The sequence below is a fragment of the Caballeronia sp. LZ065 genome, assembly GCF_031450975.1.
Taxonomy (GTDB): Bacteria; Pseudomonadota; Gammaproteobacteria; order Burkholderiales; family Burkholderiaceae; genus Caballeronia.
Genome location: NZ_JARUXV010000004.1, coordinates 855,332 through 874,254, shown reverse-complemented (window position 1 = coordinate 874,254; position 18,923 = coordinate 855,332). Strand labels below are relative to the sequence as shown.

Annotated in this window: 21 protein-coding genes; 13 read left to right on the top strand and 8 right to left on the bottom strand. The window is 64.7% G+C overall.

The window, feature by feature from the left end; genetic code table 11:
- Window positions 1-162: 162 nt before the first annotated feature.
- The 4 genes from QCE63_RS30570 to QCE63_RS30555 form a co-directional block, all read right to left on the bottom strand.
- A complete protein-coding gene (locus QCE63_RS30570) occupies window positions 163-894 on the bottom strand; it encodes a 2OG-Fe(II) oxygenase (protein WP_309838254.1) in 732 nt (243 codons plus the stop codon).
- 88 nt (window positions 895-982) lie between these two features.
- On the bottom strand, window positions 983-1,486 hold the full coding sequence (locus QCE63_RS30565) for a hemerythrin domain-containing protein (RefSeq protein WP_309838253.1): 504 nt from the start codon (window positions 1,484-1,486) through the stop codon (window positions 983-985).
- 94 nt (window positions 1,487-1,580) lie between these two features.
- The gene (locus tag QCE63_RS30560) at window positions 1,581-3,920 is read right to left on the bottom strand and encodes an ATP-dependent DNA helicase (RefSeq protein WP_309838252.1); all 2,340 of its coding nucleotides are present in this window, start codon (window positions 3,918-3,920) and stop codon (window positions 1,581-1,583) included.
- Between the two features lie 31 nt (window positions 3,921-3,951).
- Window positions 3,952-5,367 (bottom strand): PLP-dependent aminotransferase family protein, encoded by a 1,416-nt coding sequence (locus tag QCE63_RS30555; RefSeq protein ID WP_309838251.1) that lies wholly within the window; start codon window positions 5,365-5,367, stop codon window positions 3,952-3,954.
- Between the two features lie 151 nt (window positions 5,368-5,518).
- Here QCE63_RS30555 and QCE63_RS30550 point away from each other — a divergent pair, with 151 nt between their 5' ends.
- Window positions 5,519-5,644: a hypothetical protein gene (locus QCE63_RS30550; protein WP_309838250.1), complete on the top strand. Its 126-nt coding sequence runs from the start codon at window positions 5,519-5,521 to the stop codon at window positions 5,642-5,644.
- 77 nt (window positions 5,645-5,721) lie between these two features.
- Entirely contained in the window at window positions 5,722-6,090 is a 369-nt protein-coding gene (locus QCE63_RS30545; RefSeq protein WP_309838249.1) for a DOPA 4,5-dioxygenase family protein, read from the top strand.
- Window positions 6,091-6,190: 100 nt separating this feature from the next.
- Here the strand turns inward: QCE63_RS30545 and phaP are convergent, their stop codons facing one another.
- Entirely contained in the window at window positions 6,191-6,757 is a 567-nt protein-coding gene (gene phaP, locus QCE63_RS30540; RefSeq protein ID WP_309838248.1) for a TIGR01841 family phasin, read from the bottom strand.
- 575 nt (window positions 6,758-7,332) lie between these two features.
- On the opposite strand from phaP, the gene QCE63_RS30535 reads away from it, so the two are divergent.
- Entirely contained in the window at window positions 7,333-7,641 is a 309-nt protein-coding gene (locus QCE63_RS30535; RefSeq protein WP_309839346.1) for an XRE family transcriptional regulator, read from the top strand.
- Between the two features lie 31 nt (window positions 7,642-7,672).
- On the opposite strand, the gene QCE63_RS30530 is transcribed toward QCE63_RS30535, so the two are convergent.
- Window positions 7,673-8,614 (bottom strand): DMT family transporter, encoded by a 942-nt coding sequence (locus tag QCE63_RS30530; RefSeq protein ID WP_309838247.1) that lies wholly within the window; start codon window positions 8,612-8,614, stop codon window positions 7,673-7,675.
- A gap of 459 nt (window positions 8,615-9,073) precedes the next feature.
- Between QCE63_RS30530 and QCE63_RS30525 the strand changes: the two genes are divergently transcribed.
- The 7 genes from QCE63_RS30525 to QCE63_RS30495 all read left to right on the top strand — a co-directional run bounded on the left by QCE63_RS30525 (window position 9,074) and on the right by QCE63_RS30495 (window position 15,949).
- On the top strand, window positions 9,074-9,643 hold the full coding sequence (locus QCE63_RS30525) for a fimbrial protein (protein ID WP_309838246.1): 570 nt from the start codon (window positions 9,074-9,076) through the stop codon (window positions 9,641-9,643).
- 89 nt (window positions 9,644-9,732) lie between these two features.
- A complete protein-coding gene (locus tag QCE63_RS30520; RefSeq protein ID WP_309838245.1) occupies window positions 9,733-10,479 on the top strand; it encodes a fimbria/pilus periplasmic chaperone in 747 nt (248 codons plus the stop codon).
- Window positions 10,480-10,677: 198 nt separating this feature from the next.
- A complete protein-coding gene (locus QCE63_RS30515) occupies window positions 10,678-13,230 on the top strand; it encodes a fimbria/pilus outer membrane usher protein (RefSeq protein ID WP_309838244.1) in 2,553 nt (850 codons plus the stop codon).
- 403 nt (window positions 13,231-13,633) lie between these two features.
- Window positions 13,634-14,593: a fimbrial protein gene (locus QCE63_RS30510; protein WP_309838243.1), complete on the top strand. Its 960-nt coding sequence runs from the start codon at window positions 13,634-13,636 to the stop codon at window positions 14,591-14,593.
- 38 nt (window positions 14,594-14,631) lie between these two features.
- Window positions 14,632-15,246 (top strand): hypothetical protein, encoded by a 615-nt coding sequence (locus QCE63_RS30505; protein ID WP_309838242.1) that lies wholly within the window; start codon window positions 14,632-14,634, stop codon window positions 15,244-15,246.
- 18 nt (window positions 15,247-15,264) lie between these two features.
- Window positions 15,265-15,639 carry a fimbrial protein gene (locus QCE63_RS30500; RefSeq protein ID WP_309838241.1) on the top strand — a complete coding sequence of 125 codons (375 nt, stop codon included), beginning with the start codon at window positions 15,265-15,267 and terminating at the stop codon, window positions 15,637-15,639.
- A 109-nt stretch (window positions 15,640-15,748) separates the two neighbouring features.
- Window positions 15,749-15,949 (top strand): hypothetical protein, encoded by a 201-nt coding sequence (locus tag QCE63_RS30495; protein ID WP_309838240.1) that lies wholly within the window; start codon window positions 15,749-15,751, stop codon window positions 15,947-15,949.
- Window positions 15,950-15,954: 5 nt separating this feature from the next.
- Here QCE63_RS30495 and QCE63_RS30490 read toward each other — a convergent pair whose 3' ends face one another.
- Entirely contained in the window at window positions 15,955-16,389 is a 435-nt protein-coding gene (locus tag QCE63_RS30490; protein ID WP_309838239.1) for a hypothetical protein, read from the bottom strand.
- Window positions 16,390-16,651: 262 nt separating this feature from the next.
- Here QCE63_RS30490 and QCE63_RS30485 point away from each other — a divergent pair, with 262 nt between their 5' ends.
- The 3 genes from QCE63_RS30485 (at window position 16,652) to QCE63_RS30475 (ending at window position 17,786) form a co-directional block, all read left to right on the top strand.
- Window positions 16,652-17,026 (top strand): hypothetical protein, encoded by a 375-nt coding sequence (locus tag QCE63_RS30485; protein WP_309838238.1) that lies wholly within the window; start codon window positions 16,652-16,654, stop codon window positions 17,024-17,026.
- Between the two features lie 54 nt (window positions 17,027-17,080).
- Window positions 17,081-17,302, top strand: coding sequence for a hypothetical protein (locus QCE63_RS30480; RefSeq protein WP_309838237.1), 222 nt, complete (start codon window positions 17,081-17,083; stop codon window positions 17,300-17,302).
- A 193-nt stretch (window positions 17,303-17,495) separates the two neighbouring features.
- Window positions 17,496-17,786 carry a hypothetical protein gene (locus QCE63_RS30475; protein WP_309838236.1) on the top strand — a complete coding sequence of 97 codons (291 nt, stop codon included), beginning with the start codon at window positions 17,496-17,498 and terminating at the stop codon, window positions 17,784-17,786.
- Between the two features lie 48 nt (window positions 17,787-17,834).
- Here the strand turns inward: QCE63_RS30475 and QCE63_RS30470 are convergent, their stop codons facing one another.
- Window positions 17,835-18,872 carry a trypsin-like peptidase domain-containing protein gene (locus QCE63_RS30470; protein ID WP_309838235.1) on the bottom strand — a complete coding sequence of 346 codons (1,038 nt, stop codon included), beginning with the start codon at window positions 18,870-18,872 and terminating at the stop codon, window positions 17,835-17,837.
- Window positions 18,873-18,923 lie beyond the last annotated feature (51 nt).

Genomic DNA, 18,923 nt, shown 5'->3' with positions numbered 1-18,923 from the left:
CCGTGTTACTTGCGCGCATCGGGCGATTGCTACCTGAAATGAGTCCAAGAATTTCAGACTATTTTCGAGCAATGGCGAATGGTTGGCAGACTGACGGTTGTTTTTCAGACAATCGGCTCCGTTTGTGTCGAAGCGAAATGCGAAAAGGCGGACGAAGCCCGCTCAACTCGCATCATGAAAAATCACCCCGAGCATATGCCGCCGTCCCGAGCGCAGGCGGCTCACGCCGTGCCGGAGGTTCACCCGATACGGCCCGCGCGTTCCCTGAACCGGCCGATGATGCACAGCGAACAGCACCGCATCGCCCTGACTGAGCGGCACCACTTCCGCGCGTGATTGCATGCGCGGCCGCTGCTCGGTCATCACGAACTCGCCGCCGGTGAAATCGCGTTGCGGCGCTGAGAGCAAAATGGCCATCTGGATCGGGAATACGTGCTCGCCGTACAGGTCCTGGTGCAGGCAGTTGTAGTCGCCCGGCACGTAGCGCAGCAGCAGCGGCGTAGGGCGCGTCTGCCCGGCGCGATGGCAGCGCTCGATGAACGCATCGTGTTCGCGTGGATAGCGCGTGTCGATCCCCATGATCTCGTTCCACCGGTTCGCCACCGGCACGAGATGCGGATACACGGCGCGGCGCACATCGCTGATCTGATCGGGCAATGGATACGCGAAATACTTGTATTCGCCGCGCCCGAAGCCGTATCGCTCCATCACGACGCGGCTGCGAAAGCCGTCTTCGCGATCGTACAGCGCGGCCAGCGCTTCGCACTCCGCGCGCGCGAGCAGGCCGGGCGCCGTCGCTGAGCCGAACGCATCGAGTTCTGCTTCGAGGCTGGCCCAGTCGAGCGCGTCGATGCGCTCGCTGACCGCAGGCGCCGTTGATACAGGCAAGTTCATGCTGAATCTCCGAAAAAGCGTGAGTGTGCTCGCCACGCGCGCGTCACACACTCCGGACCTTGCGCCGCCATTCAAAGACGTGGATGGGTCAGTGTGGCAGCGCCGTCATGGCCGTCTCGGCGATACGCCCCCGCAGCGCGTCCCGGCGCACACTCATCCGGGCGCCGAGCGTGACGAGATCGAGTTGCATGCGGCGCAATTCGGGAAAGAGCGTCGCTTCTTCTTCGGCGACATGACGCCCGGCATGTTCCTTCAGCATCCTGAAGGTGGTGTCGAAGCCGTCGTCGCCGGCCGTCAGTGACACCAGACGATCGATCAGCGAAGTCATCAGGAAATGCTCGACATACGCTTCGTCGACGTCGATGTTCCGCTGTGCGGCGAGCGCATCCTGAGCCATCGGATAGAGCAGTTCTTCTTCGACGATCGCATGGATCGTCAGCAGTTCGCACGCGCGCTGCACCAGCGATTGCTTGTGTTCCGGCGCGGCGGCGCCGGCGTGATCGAAGGCGTCGAACAACTGTTCGAGCGCACGATGATCGGCTTCGAGCATGTCGAGCGCGTCCGGCATTCGCGGGGAATGAACGGTGGACATGGGGGGTTCTCCAGATAAGGGCTCTGCGGCCTGGTAGGGATGACGTAGGTCCCCGAGGTGCCGAAGAGAAGCAAAGCAAATGCCCGCGATTGCATCAGTTAACGGCGGCATCGCGCGGGTCTAAATGGTCGCTGTCGATCCGCGCGAGGTCACGATGCCGCAGCACCTTTACCTGCCACCATGCGGGCAAGAGGCGCCGCACCTCGGCGCGTGCGAAGCGATCGTCGATCAGATAGAGCACGCCGCGATCGAGCGGGCCGCGGATCACGCGCCCGGCCGCCTGCACGACTTTCTGCAAGCCCGGAAACAGGTAGGTATAGGCGTAGCCTTCGCCAAAGGCTTCGTGCATGCGCGCCCGCATCTGTTCGTTGACCGGATTCAACTGCGGCAGGCCGAGCGTCGCGACGAACGCGCCGACCAGCCGCGTGCCCGGCAGATCCACGGCCTCGCCGAATGCCCCGCCCAGCACCGCGAAGCCGACGCCGCGTCCGTCCGGCACGAAGCGCGCGAGAAACGCGTGCTGCTCTGCCTCGCTCATCGCGCGGGATTGCTGCCAGCAGGGAATCGACGGATGACGTTGCATCAGCGCCGTCGCTACCTGCGCCAGATACTCGAAGCTGCTGAAGAAGCTGAGGTAGTTGCCCTCGGCCCGGAGGAACTGCGCCGCGATCAGATCGGCGATGCGCGCCACGGAATCCGCGCGATCGCGATAACGCGTCGAGACATCGGCGATGGCGCGCACGTCGAGCTGCGTGGCGTCGAACGGCGACTCGACGTCCACGCGCACGCACGCTTCGGGCAGGCCGAGCGTATCGGCGTAGAAGTGCGCGGGCGTGAGCGTCGCGGAGAAGAGCGCGACGCTGTGAGCGCGCGCGAAACGCGGCGCGAGATGCGGTCCGGGCACCACGTTGCGCAGGCACAGCACGGCCGGATGCTTGCCGCCGTGCGAGCGCTCCAGCGCGATATCGAAGATCGAATGCGCGCCGAAGCGTTCCGCGATGCGCGCGAAGTGAATGGCGTCGAAATAGAAGCGGAGGATCTCGGGCGTGAAGCTGTCGGGCTGTTCGGCGAGCATCTCGGTCATCTGCGAGACCGCCTGAGCCAGCGCGCCCAGCAGATTCGCAGGCGCCTGCGCGTAGGCCAAGTAGTCAGTATCGGCCTCGCGCTGTGCGCGCGTCGTCTCGTTCCAGCTGCGCGCGACGCGACCAAGCGGCTTCTTCAGCCACGCAGGCGCGCCGCGGCGCATGGCGTCGAAGGCGCGCTGATCGAGTGTCGCCGAATACATTCCGCGCGCGCGTTCGACGAGGTTATGCGCCTCGTCGACGAGCACCGCGACGCGCCAGCGGTTCGCCTCCGCGAGCGCGAAGAGCATCGCGCTGGTGTCGAAGTAATAGTTGTAGTCGCCGACGATCACGTCGCCCCAGCGCGCCAGCTCCTGGCTCAGATAGTACGGACACACTTCGTGCGCCCGCGCCACGTCGGCGATCGACGCGCGGTCGAGCAGCGCCCGGTCGAGCGCGGCGGCGCGCGCGGCAGGCAGGCGATCGTAGAAGCCGCGCGCGAGCGGACATGCTTCGCCGTGACAGGCGCGGCCCGGATACTCACAGGCCTTGTCGCGCGCAACGAGTTCGACGACGCGCAACGGACGCGCGGCGAGCGCGGTCAGCGCGTCGAGCGCGAGTTGCCGGCCGGCGCTCTTGGCGGTGAGAAAGAAGATCTTGTCGAGTTGCTGCCCGCGCCATGCCTTCAGCAGCGGAAACAGCGTGCCGACCGTCTTGCCGATCCCCGTCGGCGCCTGCACGACGAGCCGCCTCCCCGACACGGCCGCGCGATACACCGCTTCCGCGAGCGTGCGCTGGCCGGGCCGGAAATCGGCATGGGGAAATTTGAGCGAATCCAGCGTTTGATTGCGGGCCGCTGCGTGCGCTATTTCCTGCCGCGCCCACGCGATGAAACGTTCGCATTGCGCGTCGAAATGGGCGGCGAGCGCGGGCGCGGTCTGGGTCTCGACCAGCACGGTTTCGGTTTGATCGACGATGTCGAAGTACACGAGCGCAATCTCGATTTCGGCAAGCCCGAGCTTGCGGCACATCAGATGTCCGTAGACGCGCGCCTGCGCCCAGTGCAGGTGACGATGATTGGCTGGCATCGAATCGAGCTTGCCGCGATGGGTCTTGATCTCTTCGAGCCGGTTCAGCGCGGGATCGTAGCCGTCGGCGCGGCCGCGCACGCTGAGCGGGCCGTGCATTTCCGCGAGGGATATTTCCTTCTGATAACCCGCGGGCCGCCGTCCGGTGACGGTCAGATGCCCCGCGATGCCTTCCTGCGCGCTCGGTGCGGGCGTGAAGCGCAGATCGAGATCGCCTTGCTTTGCCGTGAATTCGCATAGCGCGCGAACGGCAACGGTGTAGGCGGGCTCGGGTACTGTATGCATGTACAGCAGTCTAGCATGGGGCGAACGACGTTCAGAACGCCCCCCGCACCCACTCCCCCAGCTTCTTCACCGCCCCGTCAATCTGCCCCGACCACGGATGCCCGAAGTTGATCCGCACGTAATTGCCATGTGCATGACGTGCGGAGAAGATCGGTCCCGGCGTCACGTTGACGCCGTGCTCCAGCCCGCGCCGGTGCAATTGCATCGCATCGACGTCTTCCGCGAGCTTGAGCCACAGAAAATAGCCGCCCTCCGGCCGCACGAACGACACCTCGGGCGGCAAGCATCGCGCAATGGCCGCTTCCATCGCGCCGCGCTGGGCGAGCAGGGCGCCGCGCAGCTTGCGCAGATGCCGGTCAAAGCCGCCATGCTGCAAATAGTCGGCGATGCCCGCCTGAACCGGAATGCTGGTCGACAGCGTCGTCATCAGCTTGAGACGGCGCACCGCCTGCGCGTAGCGGCCCGCCGCGACCCAGCCGAGCCGGTAGCCCGGCGCGAGCGTCTTCGAGAACGAGGCGCAGTGCATCACGAGGCCCTGGGTATCGAATGCTTTCGCGGGCGGCGGCCGGTCCTGCGCAAAATGCAGCTCGCCGTAGACATCGTCTTCGATCAGCGGCACGTCATGCTGCGTGAGCAGTTCAACCAGCGCGCGCTTCTTCGCGACCGACAGCGTCACGCCGGTCGGGTTCTGAAAATTCGTCATGAACCAGCACGCGCGCACCGGATGCCGGTCGAGCGCTTCGGCAAGCACGGCGAGATCCAGTCCCGCTTCCGGATCGACGGGAATCTCGACCGCCTGCAGGCCCAGATGCTCGATCGCCTGAAGCGCGGCATAGAAGCAGGGCGATTCGATCGCGACGACGTCGCCCGGTTTCGTCACGGCCATCAGGCAGAGCGTGAGTGCCTCCAGCGCGCCATTCGTCACGATCAGCGTCTCCACCGGCTGCGCGATCCCCATGCCGACGTACCGCAATGCAATCTGCTGCCGCAGCGTTTCATTGCCCGGCGGCATGTCGGCGACCGTGCTCCACGGATCGAGGCTGCGCGCCGCGTGTGCGAGCGACTTCGCGAGCCGCGCCAGCGGAAACAGGTGCGGTGCGGGGAACGCCGAGCCAAGCGGCGCGACATCGGGACGCTTGAGCGCGTCGAGCACGGAGAACACGAGGCTGCTGACGTCGAGCGGCGCGGGTTCGGCCAGCACCGTCTGCACGTGGCCGGCGCGCGGCGCGTCCAGCATCGCGCCCGGCGCGACGTAATAACCCGAGCGCTCGCGAGCGCGGATGAGTCCCCATTCCTCAAGCAGGTAATAGGCGCGGAACACCGTCGATTGGCCGACGCCGTATTGCGTCGTCAGATGCCGCACCGAAGGCAGGCGCGCGCCGACAGGCAAGCGGCCCGCACGAATCTCGGCGGCCATCGTGTCGGCCAGGGCCTGGTAGCGCTTCATCGCGTGTGTGCTCGGTTGGACGCGCATCGGCGGATGCGCGGCGCGAAATTGTCGCACGGCGGGCACGGGGAATATCGCGGCGGGGTCGCGCGTTTGATGAAGGAGCGGCCCCTGCGCCGCGCCCGTTTTTCAACTCGTCTGGAGGTGTGTCATGAAGTGCACCAGAATCGCCGCGATCGTTCTCGCTTTGCTCGCCGGTCTGCTCGCGGGCTGTCAAAGCGATGGCAGCGGCATGTCGCAGGGTTCGTCCACAGGCAGCAGCAGCGGCCGATACTAGGGCCGCCGGTCCGCGAGGCGGACACGGCTCGGAGGATAGAATCGCCGTTCCGCATGACGCCGCGCAGGGACGAAACGATGGACGCGAAGCACATCCGCAGCATCACCGACTGGCACGCCCACGTCTATTTCGATGCACACACACGCGATGCCGCCTGGCATCTCCGGCTTGTCATCGAGGAGCATTTCTCCGCTCTGCTCCAGGGCGGCGGGTTGCGTCTGGGCCGTTTCCACGAGCGGCCGGTCGGACCGCATCCGCTATGGTCGTTCCAGCTCGCCTTCGGCGGCGAACTGCTCGCGCCGATGCTCGAATGGCTGACGCTCAACCACGGCGCGCTCGATGTTTTCATGCATCCCAATACCGGCGACGCATTGGCGGATCATCGCGACGCAGCGGTGTGGATCGGGCGTTCGCATGAACTCGTGTTGAAGACGCTGGGCGGCTGAGCTTCCAGGCAGCCCTTGCAGATGCAACAAAGGCGGGTCATACCCGCCTTTGTCTGGTGACTCGCCGTGTTTCGCGGCGTCTCGAAACCCGCTCTGAAATTTACTTCTTCGCGCTGGCCGCCTTGGGCTGCGCCGCGCGCACGACGGCGCCGCTGGCCACTTCCGCGTCGCTCTGCGCGGCATCCACGACCTGTTTGGCGGCCTTCCTGGCGGCTTCGTACGTGGAGTTGGCGGATTCCGTCGCGGCATCGATGGCGGATCGCCACGCATTCACCACGGCTTCGCTGCCAGCGGGCGCATGGCTCGCCAGGCTCTCGACAAAGGCCTGGACGTTGCGCTGCGATTTGCCGATCTGATCCTGCGCGGCCTCGATGTAGTCGCCGCGCACGCCCGCGGCGATTTCGTAGACCTGCGTCCAGTACGCCCGCGTGCGCTGGGCTGCGTCCTGCAGATTCTGGTTATGCAGCGTGAAGAATTCCTGCGGACCGCGCGCCGACAGCGCACGCACGACGAACGCCTGTTGTTCGTCGAGCGCGGTTCTGAGGGTGCGCGTGTTCAGATCGACCAGTTGTTCAAACCCACCGACGGCCCGCGTGGCGAGACCAAACGTGGCGTCTACTCCCGCTTTCTGCGACTCGACTACCTTTTCCGGCGCAAGACTGCTCATTCTCGACTCCAGGTGGGTTGATGCGTGATGGCGCAGGGCGCGCAATGATTGGTGCGGTGCAGCGAACGACTCATTCTAATGAAACTGCTTCGCGTGTCAATTACGTGTTTCCCACCAGACATTAAACCATTCCGATATTCGTCAAAGTAATCGCAGGGAAACAAGCAAATGCACGTGCGCGATATAGACGGTTTGATCACACATCACGTCATACGATGGACACGCAAAAGCCTTTCTTGAAATATGAACAATATTTCATCGGTGGACAAAATCTTCAAGCTTGTCCGGAACGCACGTTCGTTCGCGCAATGCCTTGACCCGTGGCGTTCTGCGCGGACTCGCTGGTAAACACCTAAGCCAATTATTACCGAATGCGATGTTTCCCTAGTTGACGCATTGATGCCTGAATTGGAAAAATCACGCACCGCAGCAAACGAGGGAATGGGCGTAATGCCGGGTAAGGAATTCGACGCAATTTGTGTCACCAGCCCGTCACTTAGCCTCTATAGGATTCACCCTCGCGCAAATCAGCCGGCGCTGAACGGCATACATATAAATCGAGAGACTTGAAGAAAATGGGGCGACATTCTCAAACCCTGGGCCACCTTGAACGTAGCGAAGAAGACAATGCCCTGCGGCGCGCCATGGCCGCGCGTCTGGACCGGGCCATGCACAAGGCGAACATCAGTTCCGCAAAAGCCGCCAATTGGCTCGACGTGAGCGAGCACGACGTGCAATTCTGGCGTCGCGGCATCACGGTGCCGCCGCTGGCGGCGTTCAATCGCATCGCCCGGGCGCTCGACCTCGACGTGCACTGGCTGTGCACCGGTCAAAGTCACCAGGCGCCGGTGCAATCACAGGTTCAACCTCAGGCAGTCAACTGACCGCACTGTCCCCGCTGCATCTTCCGGATCATCACGCTTCCGGCGTCACGGCAGACGCCGTCTGGCCGCGCCCGTGCAGCAGTACGGTGCCGATGCCGCTCGCCGCGATCACGCACATGCCGAACGCCATCCAGCCATCCGGCACCTGTCCGAACAGCAGCCAGCTTAAAAATGCCGCGAACGCCAACTGGCCATACGAGAACGGCGTGAGCACGGCAAGCGGCGCGCGCCGTAACGCCTGCAGCATCAGCAACTGGCCCACCGTCGCAAAGGTCGCCATCAATCCCACCAGCAGCCAGCTTCCGGGCCGCACGCGTGCAATCGCGGGCAGCGTCTCCGCCTGATCCATCCAGACGAGCGCGCATAGCACCAGCGTCGCGACAAACGCCGTGAGGAAGTTGGTGGTGATGGCGTCGTCGACCCGGGAGAGATGGCTGGAGATGACCTGGAAGCACGCAAAGGTCGTCGCCGAGCCGATCGGATAAACGATATTCCAGTTGAACTGGCTGCCGCCCGGACGCACCACCAGCAGCATGCCGATGAAACCGAGCACGACCATCGCCCACTTGCTGCGCGGGACGTGATCCTTCAGCACGAGCGCGGCGAGCAGCGTGGAAATCAGCGGCGCCAGCATCGCGAGCGACGTGGTCACCGGCAGCGGCAGATGCCGCAGGGCCGCGAAGGTACACGCCGAATTGGTCAGCAGCAGCACCGCGCGCACGGTCTGCAGCTTCACGCTGCCCGTGCGGAACAGGCCGAACGCGCCACGCCGCACCTGCCACACGCCCAGCACGACCATCTGGAACAAGTAACGGACCCACAAGAGCGCGAGCAGCGGAACCGCCGTGCCGATCACCTTCACCGTCGAGTCACTGGCGGCGAAGGTGGCCGTGGTCAGGATCATGATGGCGATGCCGGCGCCGGTGCTCCCGGTATCAATGCGGTAACGTGCCTTGCTCTCCAAGCTTGCCATCGAGTGTCCGTGGGGTTGGACCGTCTTTCGCCGCGTCGCTGCGGATCCTGGAGCGGGATTCCAAAAATGAATGGCCTTTCGGGCCTCACGTTATTTTCCAGTCATCGTAAGAGGGCTGCAAGAAGACAGTCATGTTCTTTCAAGCCTTGTTGCGTGACGGTCACGAACCCAAAAAATTAACTAGACGGTTCGAACACACACGCGAGACGGCCGGAGAAGCGACTCTTCGCGCGCGCGGAAATCGTTCATGTCTGATGACGCTTTCGTCATTTTCAGACTTCGACTAGATCAATCCTATTTCGCTGTCTCTACGATTCACTGGACGTCAGATGTCACGCAACCAGTCGATCGATAACAAAGTTGCTCGGCAAACATCTGGCGTTAGAAGCAGCGATATGGCACGCGAGCCGCGCGTGCCGATCGCACAAGAACTCACCCGTCCCAGTTGTGGAGCACACCATGCAGAAGCGCATTTCCGTCGCAGCCGCGATCTTGTCCGGAGCGTTCATCGCTCTTTCGTCGACGATCGCACAAGCCGCCGACGGCACCATCACCATCAACGGCGTCATCACCGACACCACTTGCTCGATCAACGGCAAGGCAAGCGGCGCGTCGGCGGACATCGCCGTGACCTTGCCGACCGTGACGGCGGGCTCGCTGGCGGCGGCCGGCGCGACGGCCGGCACGTCCAATCTCGGCGACATCAAGATGACGCTGAGCGGCTGCACGGGCACCGCAACCAAGGCCGTCGCCCGCTTCGAAAACGGCCCGACGGTGGATCAGTCGAGCGGCGATCTGGTGAACAAGGCCGCGACGACGCCGGCCACCAACCTCCAGGTCCGTCTTCTGAACGCGAACATGCAGCCGATCAACATCCTGACGAACGCGAACAACGGCCTGGCCACGAACGGCGCGACGATCGCCAGCGGCGCGGCCACGCTGAACTACTTCGCGCAGTACTACGCGACCGGCAAGGTCACGGCGGGCAACGTGACCACCTCGGCGCAATACACGATGACCTATCAGTAATCGCGTCGCGGCATGCAGCACCCGGGCGCGCGCGTGGGCCGCGCCCGGCATGAGTCAGTCAAAGCGTGGTCATGAAACAGGCAATCGACATGAACAGGAACAAGCGGCGGATCGCAGCGGCCGCGTGTCTCGTCATCTGCTTCGCGAGCGCGGCGGGCAGGGCGGGCGCGAGCGTGACGATCGGCGGCACGCGGGTGGTCTATCCGCTGGATCAGCGTGAAGTCACGGTCAAGCTGAACAACGACAGCCGCAGTCCTTCGCTGGTCCAGGTGTGGATCGACGACGGCCGCGCCGACGCCGCGCCCGGCGAAGTCAAGACGCCCTTCGTGATTACCCCGCCGATCTTCCGCATGGACGCGGGCAAGTCGCAGACGCTGCGCTTGATGTACGGCGGCGACGCGCTGCCGCAGGACCGCGAGTCGGTGTACTGGCTGAACGTGCTCGACGTTCCGCCGAAGGTGCAGCCCAAGGCCGATCAGAACACGCTGCAACTGGCCTACCGCACGCGCATCAAGGTGTTCGTGCGGCCGGTGAAGCTGCCGGGCGTGCCCGAGGATGCGCCGCGCGCGCTGGCCTGGAAGATCGTGCCCGCGCCGCAAGGCGGCGACGCGCTCGCCGTCTCGAATCCGACTGCCTATTACGTGTCGTTCAGCGAGCTCGAGGTCGAGGCGCAAGGCAGGCACTACAAGAACGAGATGGGCGGCATGGTCGCGCCGCGGGGCACCGAAATCATAGCGGTGCCGCACATGAGCGGGGTGCATGCCGGCAAGGTCCATTACATGGCGATCAGCGATCTCGGCAGTCCCATCGAGGGCGATGCCGACGCAGCCGATTAGTCATCCTCCGCGCGCCGGCTGAGCGCATCCCGCCCGTCAACGGGTTCGAGTTCCGACATACGAGATCGACGCGCTGCGCCGCCGGCGTGCGGCGGGCGCTCGCGTGCGCGCCGGACATCGAGCCGACAACCATGGATTTCAAATTCGATGCAGGAGACATGCAGTGTGAAGCGGGGCACGTTGCGCCGGAGGCTTCGTTTGCACGCCCGGTACAGCGTGTTCAAGCTCACGCCGGCGATGGCGCTGGTGCTGTCGTCATTCGCCGCCGCGGCAACGGAGCCGGCGGTTCCGGCGGAGCCGGTCGTCGAGTTCGACACGACCTATCTGCGTGTGGATCCCCAGCGTGTCGATATCGCGCGGCTTGCCCGCAGCAACTATGTGTCGCCGGGCGTGTATCCCGTGGATGTCTGGATGAACGGCAACCGCGTCGTGCATGACACGGTGCGCTTCCTCGATCAGGGCCGCGACGTGAGCGCCGCGCCTTGTTTGACGCGCGGCATGCTGGAGCGGGCCGGCGTCGACTTCGCGAAGCTTGCCGGCGCACGGGAGACACAGGCCGACTCATGCATTGACCTGCGCGCGCTCGTGCCTGAGGCGGCCGTCGATTTCGACTTCGGCGAGCAGAAGCTCACGGTCTCGGTTCCGCAGAAATACATGCGCAATCAGGCGCGCGGCTACGTGCCGCCCGAGCTCTGGGACAAGGGCGTGAACGCGGCCTTCGTGAGCTATGGCGCGAATGTCTATCAGACCTCAAACGACGGCATGCATTCCACGCAGAGCTATCTCGGCCTGAACGCGGGCGTGAATCTCGGCGGATGGCATCTGCGGCATCAGTCGTCGCTGACCTCGTCCACCGGCCAGCCGACCCAGTTCGACGATATCTCCACCTACGCCCAGCACGACGTGCCGCGCCTCCAGGCCCAGGTGACTTTGGGTGAAAGCCAGACCACCGGCGACGTGTTCGACAGCGTCGCGTTTCGCGGCGCGCAGATCGCGACCGACGACCGCATGCTGCCGGAGTCGCTGCGCGGCTATGCGCCGGTGGTACGCGGCACGGCGGCATCGAACGCGCGCGTGACGGTGCGCCAGAACGGCCAGGTGATCTACGAGACGAGCGTGCCGCCCGGGCCGTTCGAAGTGCGCGACCTGTACCCGACGGGCTATGGCGGCAATCTGGATGTGACCGTCACGGAGGCCGACGGACGCGCCAAGTCGTTCAGCGTGCCCTATGCGGCGGTGGCGCAGTCGCTGCGTCCGGGCACGACGCGCTTCGCGTTCACCGCGGGCCAGTTGCGTGACGACGCACTGCATTCGCGGCCCACCTTCACGCAATTCACGCTGCAGCGCGGCCTGACGAATCTGGTCACGGCGTATGGCGGCGCGATTGCGGCGAGCGGCTATGTGGCCGCAAACCTCGGCGCCGCGTTGAACACGACACTGGGCGCGTTCGCTGCTGACTTGACCGCCGCGCGCACCGAGATTCCCGGCTACGGGACGATGAGCGGGCGGAGCATGCACATTGCCTACAGCAAGCTGATCGATTACTCCAATACCAATTTCACGCTCGGTGCGTACCGCTATTCCAGTTCGGGCTACCTGAGCTTCGCCGACGCGGCGCGCGCGCGCGACTATGCGATGAACGGCGGCGCCGTGAGCGACCGTCAGCGCGGGCGTCTGCAACTGACGGTCAATCAGCCTCTGCAGCACTACGGCACGGTATTCGGCACGCTGACCTCGCAGAACTACTGGAACCGTCCGGGGCACGACACGTTCTATCAGCTCGGCTATTCGAACAGCTTTCGCTATGGGAGCTACAGCGTGAGCGCGGGCCGCACCATTTCGACGGACGGCGAGACCTCGGACGAGATCATGGTGAGCGTGACGCTTCCGCTCGGCCGCTCGCCGCATGCGCCGCTGTTGAGCGTCAACCTGAACACCAGCGACGACGTCACGAGTCTTCAGGAAAGCGTGAGCGGCTCCGCGGGCGAGCGCAACGAGATGTCCTACAACCTCTACGGGGCGCAGACCCGCGCCAACGGCGCGAGCATCAGCGGCAACGGCGGCGCGAGCGGCGTCTATCGCGCGCCGTATGCGCAGATCACGGCCTCCGCGAGCGGCAGTGCGCACACGTCGCAGGTGTCGGCGGGCGTGAGCGGCTCGATCGTCGCGCATCCGGGCGGCGTGACCTTGTCCCAGACCGTCGGCGAGACCTTCGGGATCGTCGAGGCGCACGGCGCCGAAGGCGCGACAGTGGCGGGCACGTCGGGCGCGAAGATCGACGGACGCGGCTATGCCGTCGTGCCGTATCTGACGCCCTATGACATGAACACCATCGACATCGATCCGAAGGGTACGTCGCCGGATGTGGAGTTCGAATCGACTTCGGATCAGGCGGCGCCGCACCTCGGCTCCATCGTGATGCTCAAGTACCGCACGATGACGGGCCGCGCGGTGCTGATCCGCGCGCCGCGCATCAACGGCGAATCGCTGCCGTTCGGCGCCGAAGTGACGGACGGCAAAGGGCAGGTGGTGGGCGTCGTGGCGCAGGACAGCCGCATCTTCGCGCGGGGCCTCGACGATCAGGGAAGTCTCGCGGTGACGTGGGGCGAGCAGGCATCCGGGCGATGCATGGTGAGCTATACGCTGCCGCCACGGACGACGCAGAAGAACGCGCTGTATGCGTCGGTGGAGACGCATTGCATGGATGCGCCGGTGGCGGTGAGCACGGAATCGAATCAGGTGAGCAAATGAAGGATGTACGGATGGTCCGCGGTCGATGGAGCCGCTTGCTGGGCTTCGTCGCGATCATGTGGCCGATGTTGAAAGCCCAAGCCGGGACGCTAACGTATCCCAGCCATGGAATACAGATACCGAAAGTGCCCGCGAGTCTTTCGGTCGGTCGGGACATCCCTGTTGGAATGACGCTCTGGCAGCAGATGAACAATGCAGCTGTCGCGACCAGCGATGTGACCTGCACGGTCCAGAAAGATGTCACGGTAACCGGAACGCTCGTGCCCGGCTATACGAACATGGATCAGTCAGGGGGGAGGGCGTTGGCGTGCGCTTCCACGTGAACAGTCATTTCCTGGGATCACTCGTGGTGAGATCGGCCACCCTTCTTGCCTGGACGCGCGCACGTGCGACGGGACGAACGATGCTCATCCGACTGCACGCGATGTTGTGCATCGTCTTGATCGTCGCAGCGTGCCCAGCCCTTGCGGGAACGCTCACGTTCCCCACTGCGGGCAGCATGCCGGTATTGAGCTTTCCCGCCAGCGTGTCGGTAGGTCGCGACAGGGCGCCAGGAAGTGTGCTGTCCGTAGCGTCCGGCAATGCGGGACTTGCCACGAGCGGCGCCAACTGCACCGTCACGAAAGATGTCACCGTGAACGGAACGCTCGTGCCGGGTTACACCAACGTCTATCAGACCGGCGTGCCGGGAATCGGCGTCCATTTCTACATCACCGCGTATTTCAACGACACCTGGACCGATGTCCCAACATCGCAATCATTCAACGTACCCGACGGCAAGACACCGCACTACACCCGGGCGGACCTCGTCGTGACGGGGCCCGTGGGTAGCGGTACCACGAGCAACCTGCCTTCCATGTTCATCAAATTCTCCGGCAGTTGTATTGAGACCGTCACCGCCACCCAGACCCTGACCGGCAGCACCTCCGTCACGGGCAACAGCTGCAGCGTGACGACGCCCACGCTCGCTTTCGATCTGCCGAGGGCCTTCTCCAAGAATCTGCCCAGCGTAGGCGCCACCACCGGCGACACCACGTTGTCGCTAGGGCTCAACTGCCCCGCAGGCGTGAAAGTCGGCCTCACGCTCACGGATGCCGTCAATCCCGCGAACCGTTCGTCCACCCTGAGTCTTGCGCCAGGCTCGTCGGCGGCGGGCGTGGGCTTGCAGATCGTGAACGGCGAGACGCCCCTATCCTTCGGTCCGGATTCAGCCGTGGCGGGTACGGTGAATCAATGGATCGCGGGGACATCGACGGGCGGCGCGATGCAGGTGCCCCTCACGGCGCGCTATGTCCGCACGTCGACCACGCTGGTGCCGGGCAGCGTCAACGGCAAGGCCACTTTCACGATGTCGTATCAATGAGCGTCCGCCGGATCCCATCGAGGCATGCGGAGCGTGCAATGAACATTCTCCTGTTCGCGCTCGCAAGGCGCTTGTGCGCATCCCTTCTGAAGTTCAACCGCAACGCACTCCGCCTGATCGCGTTGATGCTTCCAGCCTGTCAGGCCATCGCGGGCACGCTCACGTTTCCGGCCGCCGGCAACATGCCCGTGCTGAGCTTTCCAGCGAGCGTGTCGATCGGACAGGACACGGCCGTGGGGACCAATCTCGCGAGCGTGAGCGGCAACGCGGGCATCGCCACGAGCGGCGTCGACTGCCCGATCCAGAAGGACGTCACGGTGAACGGAACACTCGTGCCGGGCTATACGAATGTGTATGAGAGCGGCGTACCAGGTCTCGGCGTGCGCTTCTACATCACGAGCAACTTCTCCGGCGGTCTGGCGGAGGCGCCGCTGTCACAGTCGTTCTCGCGCCCCGATGGCCGCGCCGTTCATTACACCAAGGCCGAGCTTCTGGTCACCGGCCCCGTCAGCAGCGGCGTCACGGGCAACCTGCCGAGCATGAAGGTGAATTTCTCGGGTAGCTGTTTCGAAACGGTGACGGCCACCCAGACTCTGACCGGCTCGACGACCGTCAGCGGCAACACCTGCAAGCTGCTGACGCACGCGTTGTAGTTCCCGCTGCCCAATGCGTTGACGAGCGACCTCGCGAACGAAGGCGACAGCACCGGCGACACGCTCGTGCCATTGGGACTGGATTGCCAGCCGGGCATCAGGGTCTACCTCACGATGACCGACGCCATCGATCCGGGAAACCGCTCCACCGAACTCGCGCTCGCGCCGGGTTCGACGGCTGCGGGCGTGGGCATCCAGATCCTGAACGGTGCGGACCCGATTGCGTTCGGACCCGACTCGCGGGCGGCGGGCACGCTGAATCAATGGTCGGCGGGGACGTCGGCGGGCGGCGTGATGCAGATTCCGCTGGCGGCGCGCTACGTGCGCACGGCGAGCGCGCTGGTGCCCGGCAGCGCTCACGCTAAGGCGACCTTCACCCTGTCGTACCAGTAGCGGGCGCACCACTTTCGCCGGGCGATTGTTTCACGCTTGCACCTTGCCATCACCATCCGGGCGCCTAAACTTAAAGTAGTTTCTCAACATTATTGAGATGGAGACGTCGATGAGAACCCGAACCCGGGAAGTTGTGCGCATGCTCGCCACGCTCAGGCATTCTGCTCATTGCAGACGCTTGCGGGCGGCTTCGGCCGCGCAGGCCGCCCGCGATCTGGCGAACGAAGTGGCATCGGCGGCCCCGCCTGAAGATGACGACCCCGCCGATTCCGCGACGGATGCCGCAGCACCGCGCTCAGGCGTCCATTGATGCGTTCAAACCCGGGCGGCGTTCCGGTACGGTGAAAAGCGCCAGTGTCCGCTGGCATCCTTGACGGCGATCGCGCCGTGTTCGTGCATCAGCTCGCCAATGGCAGCGGGCTTGATCTCGCCAGTGATCCGAATCACGAGCAAGGTGCGCTGCAGCAGCGCGGCATCGGCTTCGGTGGGCAGCGGAGGCGCGGGCCTTGGCAAAGGTTCGTTGGGCGCGAAGCGATTGCGCGCAATCACGCCCTGATGCTCGCCGTGTGCCACATACTCGGCCTCGTCTTCATCGTGCGCAGGTTGCCACGGCGTGTCGATGTCGACCTCGCCGCGCCGCGCCTGGTAAAGATGGGCGTCATCGCGTCGCAAGCCCGCGAGCTGCAATGCGCGAAGCGCTTCGTGTCCGTCGCGATAGGAACCGAACACACCTACTATGACCTGATTCATCGTCGCCCCCTGTGGATGGATCGTCTTCACGCGATCCGAGCTTCAGATATCGTCCCGCGCTGCTTCGGTGAGCAAAGCGCGCTGGTGTAATCCTCATATGATCCGCAGCAACACCCGTTCCCGCATGACAGGTCTGAAAGGTGGTGCGCAGGGCAGCGCCACGAGATTTCACCGGGTTGCGACCCCACGGCCGATACCCTAAAGTGACAGTGCTTCCCGGCCAACCCAGCGCGTCGGCCGACGCGTCTCCCACGAGGTCCGAATGATTGCGAAAGCCTGCGCATTGACGATCTTGCTGGTGGCGCGTGCAGCGTCGGCGGCGCCGTGCTACAACGACGGCGATGTCGTGACGCTCGAAGGCACGGCCACGCGGCAGGCGCCGCATGAGGCGGATGGCTCGGCCAAGCCCGCATGGGTGCTCTCGCTGGCGAGTCCGGTATGCGTGTCCAGCGCGGGTACGGGGCAGGGCGCGCGGCAGCAGTCGACGATATCGGCGGTGCAGATCATCGACGCCACGCCTGCTGAGAACGCTCGCATCCAGCTGACGGGCAAGCTCGTCACCGGCAACGTCAGCAGCTACTACGCGGTGCCTACCGCGATCTGGGTGCTCAAGCAGCGTGTGCTGTCGAGTCAGTGACGGCAGGGCGCCGCATCACCGAGCACGCATGTCATGGCGTCAGGCGGCTTTCGCATGCGCCTGGAAGCGCCAGAAGGCTTCGACGACGACATGCAGCGGTTGTTGATCGAGCCTGCGCTCCTCTGCGAAGCGCATGATGGCGTCCAGCTGCTGGCCCGTGCAACGGAAAGCTGCGCGTCGCGGCGCAGCCTGATTTTTCTTGTACGTGTTCATGGCAATCCTTTTTCCAGGACCTTCCCCCGACAGGGCAGGATCGTTCAACGGGGCGACCCGTGAGCGCGCTGCCTTCTGCCTCGCATTGAACCGTAGCGGCGGCGCGCCTACCGGCTGTTGCCGCACATAGCCGCCAGGATGTCTCTGTCAAGCGCAATGAGCGGGCCTGACCGGTTCGACATAAAAGCTTTCGAAATGGAATAAACCTTTCGGTTCTTGCGTTCAGCAAGAGGGAACCGTGGAGGACATATCAGCCGTGAGCGTCGATCAATACGCGCATCAGGAACTCGTGCATATCGGGCGAATGATTGCCGAACTGGCGCGTGTCGCGACGAGCGGGCGCTGCGTGCCGGCGCACCCTGTGGTGATGCGGCCGGAGTACTGGCGGCGGCGCATCGATGCATTGATCGACGCAACCGCCAACGAGCCCTTGCGACGCGATGCCGTCGCGTTGCGCGAGCGTCTGGCGACTGTCTGCGCTGCTGTCGCGCGACCGGTTACGGGGGACGGGGATAAGGCCGCTCGGGAGACCAGCCGGGAAGAATGAAGTGAAGCTGCGTACGGCGGCGGGTGCCGCCGTACGCATCCAAACACGTCAAGGGGTTTGCTCGACCGGCGTGAGGTCGATCTCGACCTTCTGCGTGCCGCGCAGCACGGCCACCTTCACGGGCTTGTCGATGCGCGACGCATCCAGCGTGCGCTGCAGACCGTCGACGCTGTCCACGGCGATGCCATCCACTTCGACGATGCGGTCGCCCGTCCGCAATCCGCCGATTGCGGACGGGCTGCCCTTGACGATTTCCATCACATGCACGCCGCTCGCCGACGACAGCCCGAAGTACCGCTGCACGCGCCGGGAGATGGGCGTGGTCGTGCCCGCCACGCCGATGTACGCGCGCCGCACGCGCCCGTGAGTGAAGATCTGCATGATGACCCACTTGGCCGAATCGATCGCGGTCGCGAAGGAAATGGCCTGCGCGCCGGAGATGATCGCCGTGTTGACGCCGATCACCTGTCCCGCCGAATTGATCAGCGGTCCACCCGAATTGCCGGGATTGAGCGCGGCGTCGGTCTGGATCACGTCGTGAATCAGGCGGCCCGAGGTGGAGCGCAACGAGCGCCCGAGCGCGGACACGACGCCGGTGGTGACCGTCTGCGCGAGGCCCAGCGGATTGCCCACGGCGATGGCGATCTGCCCGACGCGCAAGCTGCCCGAATCGCCCAGTTCCACATGCGGCAGCGGCTCCGGCGATCCGATGCGCAGCACCGCGAGATCGCTGGCGGGATCGTCGCCGACGAGATCGGCGTCGAAACGCGTGCCGTCCGCGAGCGTGACGGCAAGATGCGTGGCGCCGTGTACGACATGGCTATTGGTCAGCAGATAACCGTCGGGCGTGAAGATGAAACCCGATCCGGTGCCGCCCGTCTGGCGGCGCGCACCGCGCGGGTCGGCAAGCTCGCGCTCCACCGAGATGAACACGACCGCCTGCTGCACGCGTTCGAGCGCGCCGATCACGGTGCGCGAATAGGCGTCGAGCAGGGCGGTGTCGTCGAGCGGCGCGGCGTGTGTGGATGACGCGGCGACGTGCGGCGCGCGCCCGAGGTCATCGATGAATTGTGGCCGGCTTCCCATGTTGGCATGACTCCAGATGTCTGGATGCGGACATGCGGGGCACGTCGACCG

Bases quoted from the DNA above. Each gene is read 5' to 3' on its own strand.
- QCE63_RS30570 (WP_309838254.1), bottom strand. From the start codon at position 894: ATGAACTTGCCTGTATCAACGGCGCCTGCGGTCAGCGAGCGCATCGAC.
- QCE63_RS30565 (WP_309838253.1), bottom strand. From the start codon at position 1,486: ATGTCCACCGTTCATTCCCCGCGAATGCCGGACGCGCTCGACATGCTC.
- QCE63_RS30560 (WP_309838252.1), bottom strand. From the start codon at position 3,920: ATGCATACAGTACCCGAGCCCGCCTACACCGTTGCCGTTCGCGCGCTA.
- QCE63_RS30555 (WP_309838251.1), bottom strand. From the start codon at position 5,367: ATGAAGCGCTACCAGGCCCTGGCCGACACGATGGCCGCCGAGATTCGT.
- QCE63_RS30550 (WP_309838250.1), top strand. From the start codon at position 5,519: ATGAAGTGCACCAGAATCGCCGCGATCGTTCTCGCTTTGCTCGCCGGT.
- QCE63_RS30545 (WP_309838249.1), top strand. From the start codon at position 5,722: ATGGACGCGAAGCACATCCGCAGCATCACCGACTGGCACGCCCACGTC.
- phaP (WP_309838248.1), bottom strand. From the start codon at position 6,757: ATGAGCAGTCTTGCGCCGGAAAAGGTAGTCGAGTCGCAGAAAGCGGGA.
- QCE63_RS30535 (WP_309839346.1), top strand. From the start codon at position 7,333: ATGGGGCGACATTCTCAAACCCTGGGCCACCTTGAACGTAGCGAAGAA.
- QCE63_RS30530 (WP_309838247.1), bottom strand. From the start codon at position 8,614: ATGGCAAGCTTGGAGAGCAAGGCACGTTACCGCATTGATACCGGGAGC.
- QCE63_RS30525 (WP_309838246.1), top strand. From the start codon at position 9,074: ATGCAGAAGCGCATTTCCGTCGCAGCCGCGATCTTGTCCGGAGCGTTC.
- QCE63_RS30520 (WP_309838245.1), top strand. From the start codon at position 9,733: ATGAACAGGAACAAGCGGCGGATCGCAGCGGCCGCGTGTCTCGTCATC.
- QCE63_RS30510 (WP_309838243.1), top strand. From the start codon at position 13,634: ATGCTCATCCGACTGCACGCGATGTTGTGCATCGTCTTGATCGTCGCA.
- QCE63_RS30505 (WP_309838242.1), top strand. From the start codon at position 14,632: ATGAACATTCTCCTGTTCGCGCTCGCAAGGCGCTTGTGCGCATCCCTT.
- QCE63_RS30495 (WP_309838240.1), top strand. From the start codon at position 15,749: ATGAGAACCCGAACCCGGGAAGTTGTGCGCATGCTCGCCACGCTCAGG.
- QCE63_RS30490 (WP_309838239.1), bottom strand. From the start codon at position 16,389: ATGAATCAGGTCATAGTAGGTGTGTTCGGTTCCTATCGCGACGGACAC.
- QCE63_RS30485 (WP_309838238.1), top strand. From the start codon at position 16,652: ATGATTGCGAAAGCCTGCGCATTGACGATCTTGCTGGTGGCGCGTGCA.
- QCE63_RS30480 (WP_309838237.1), top strand. From the start codon at position 17,081: ATGCGCCTGGAAGCGCCAGAAGGCTTCGACGACGACATGCAGCGGTTG.
- QCE63_RS30470 (WP_309838235.1), bottom strand. From the start codon at position 18,872: ATGGGAAGCCGGCCACAATTCATCGATGACCTCGGGCGCGCGCCGCAC.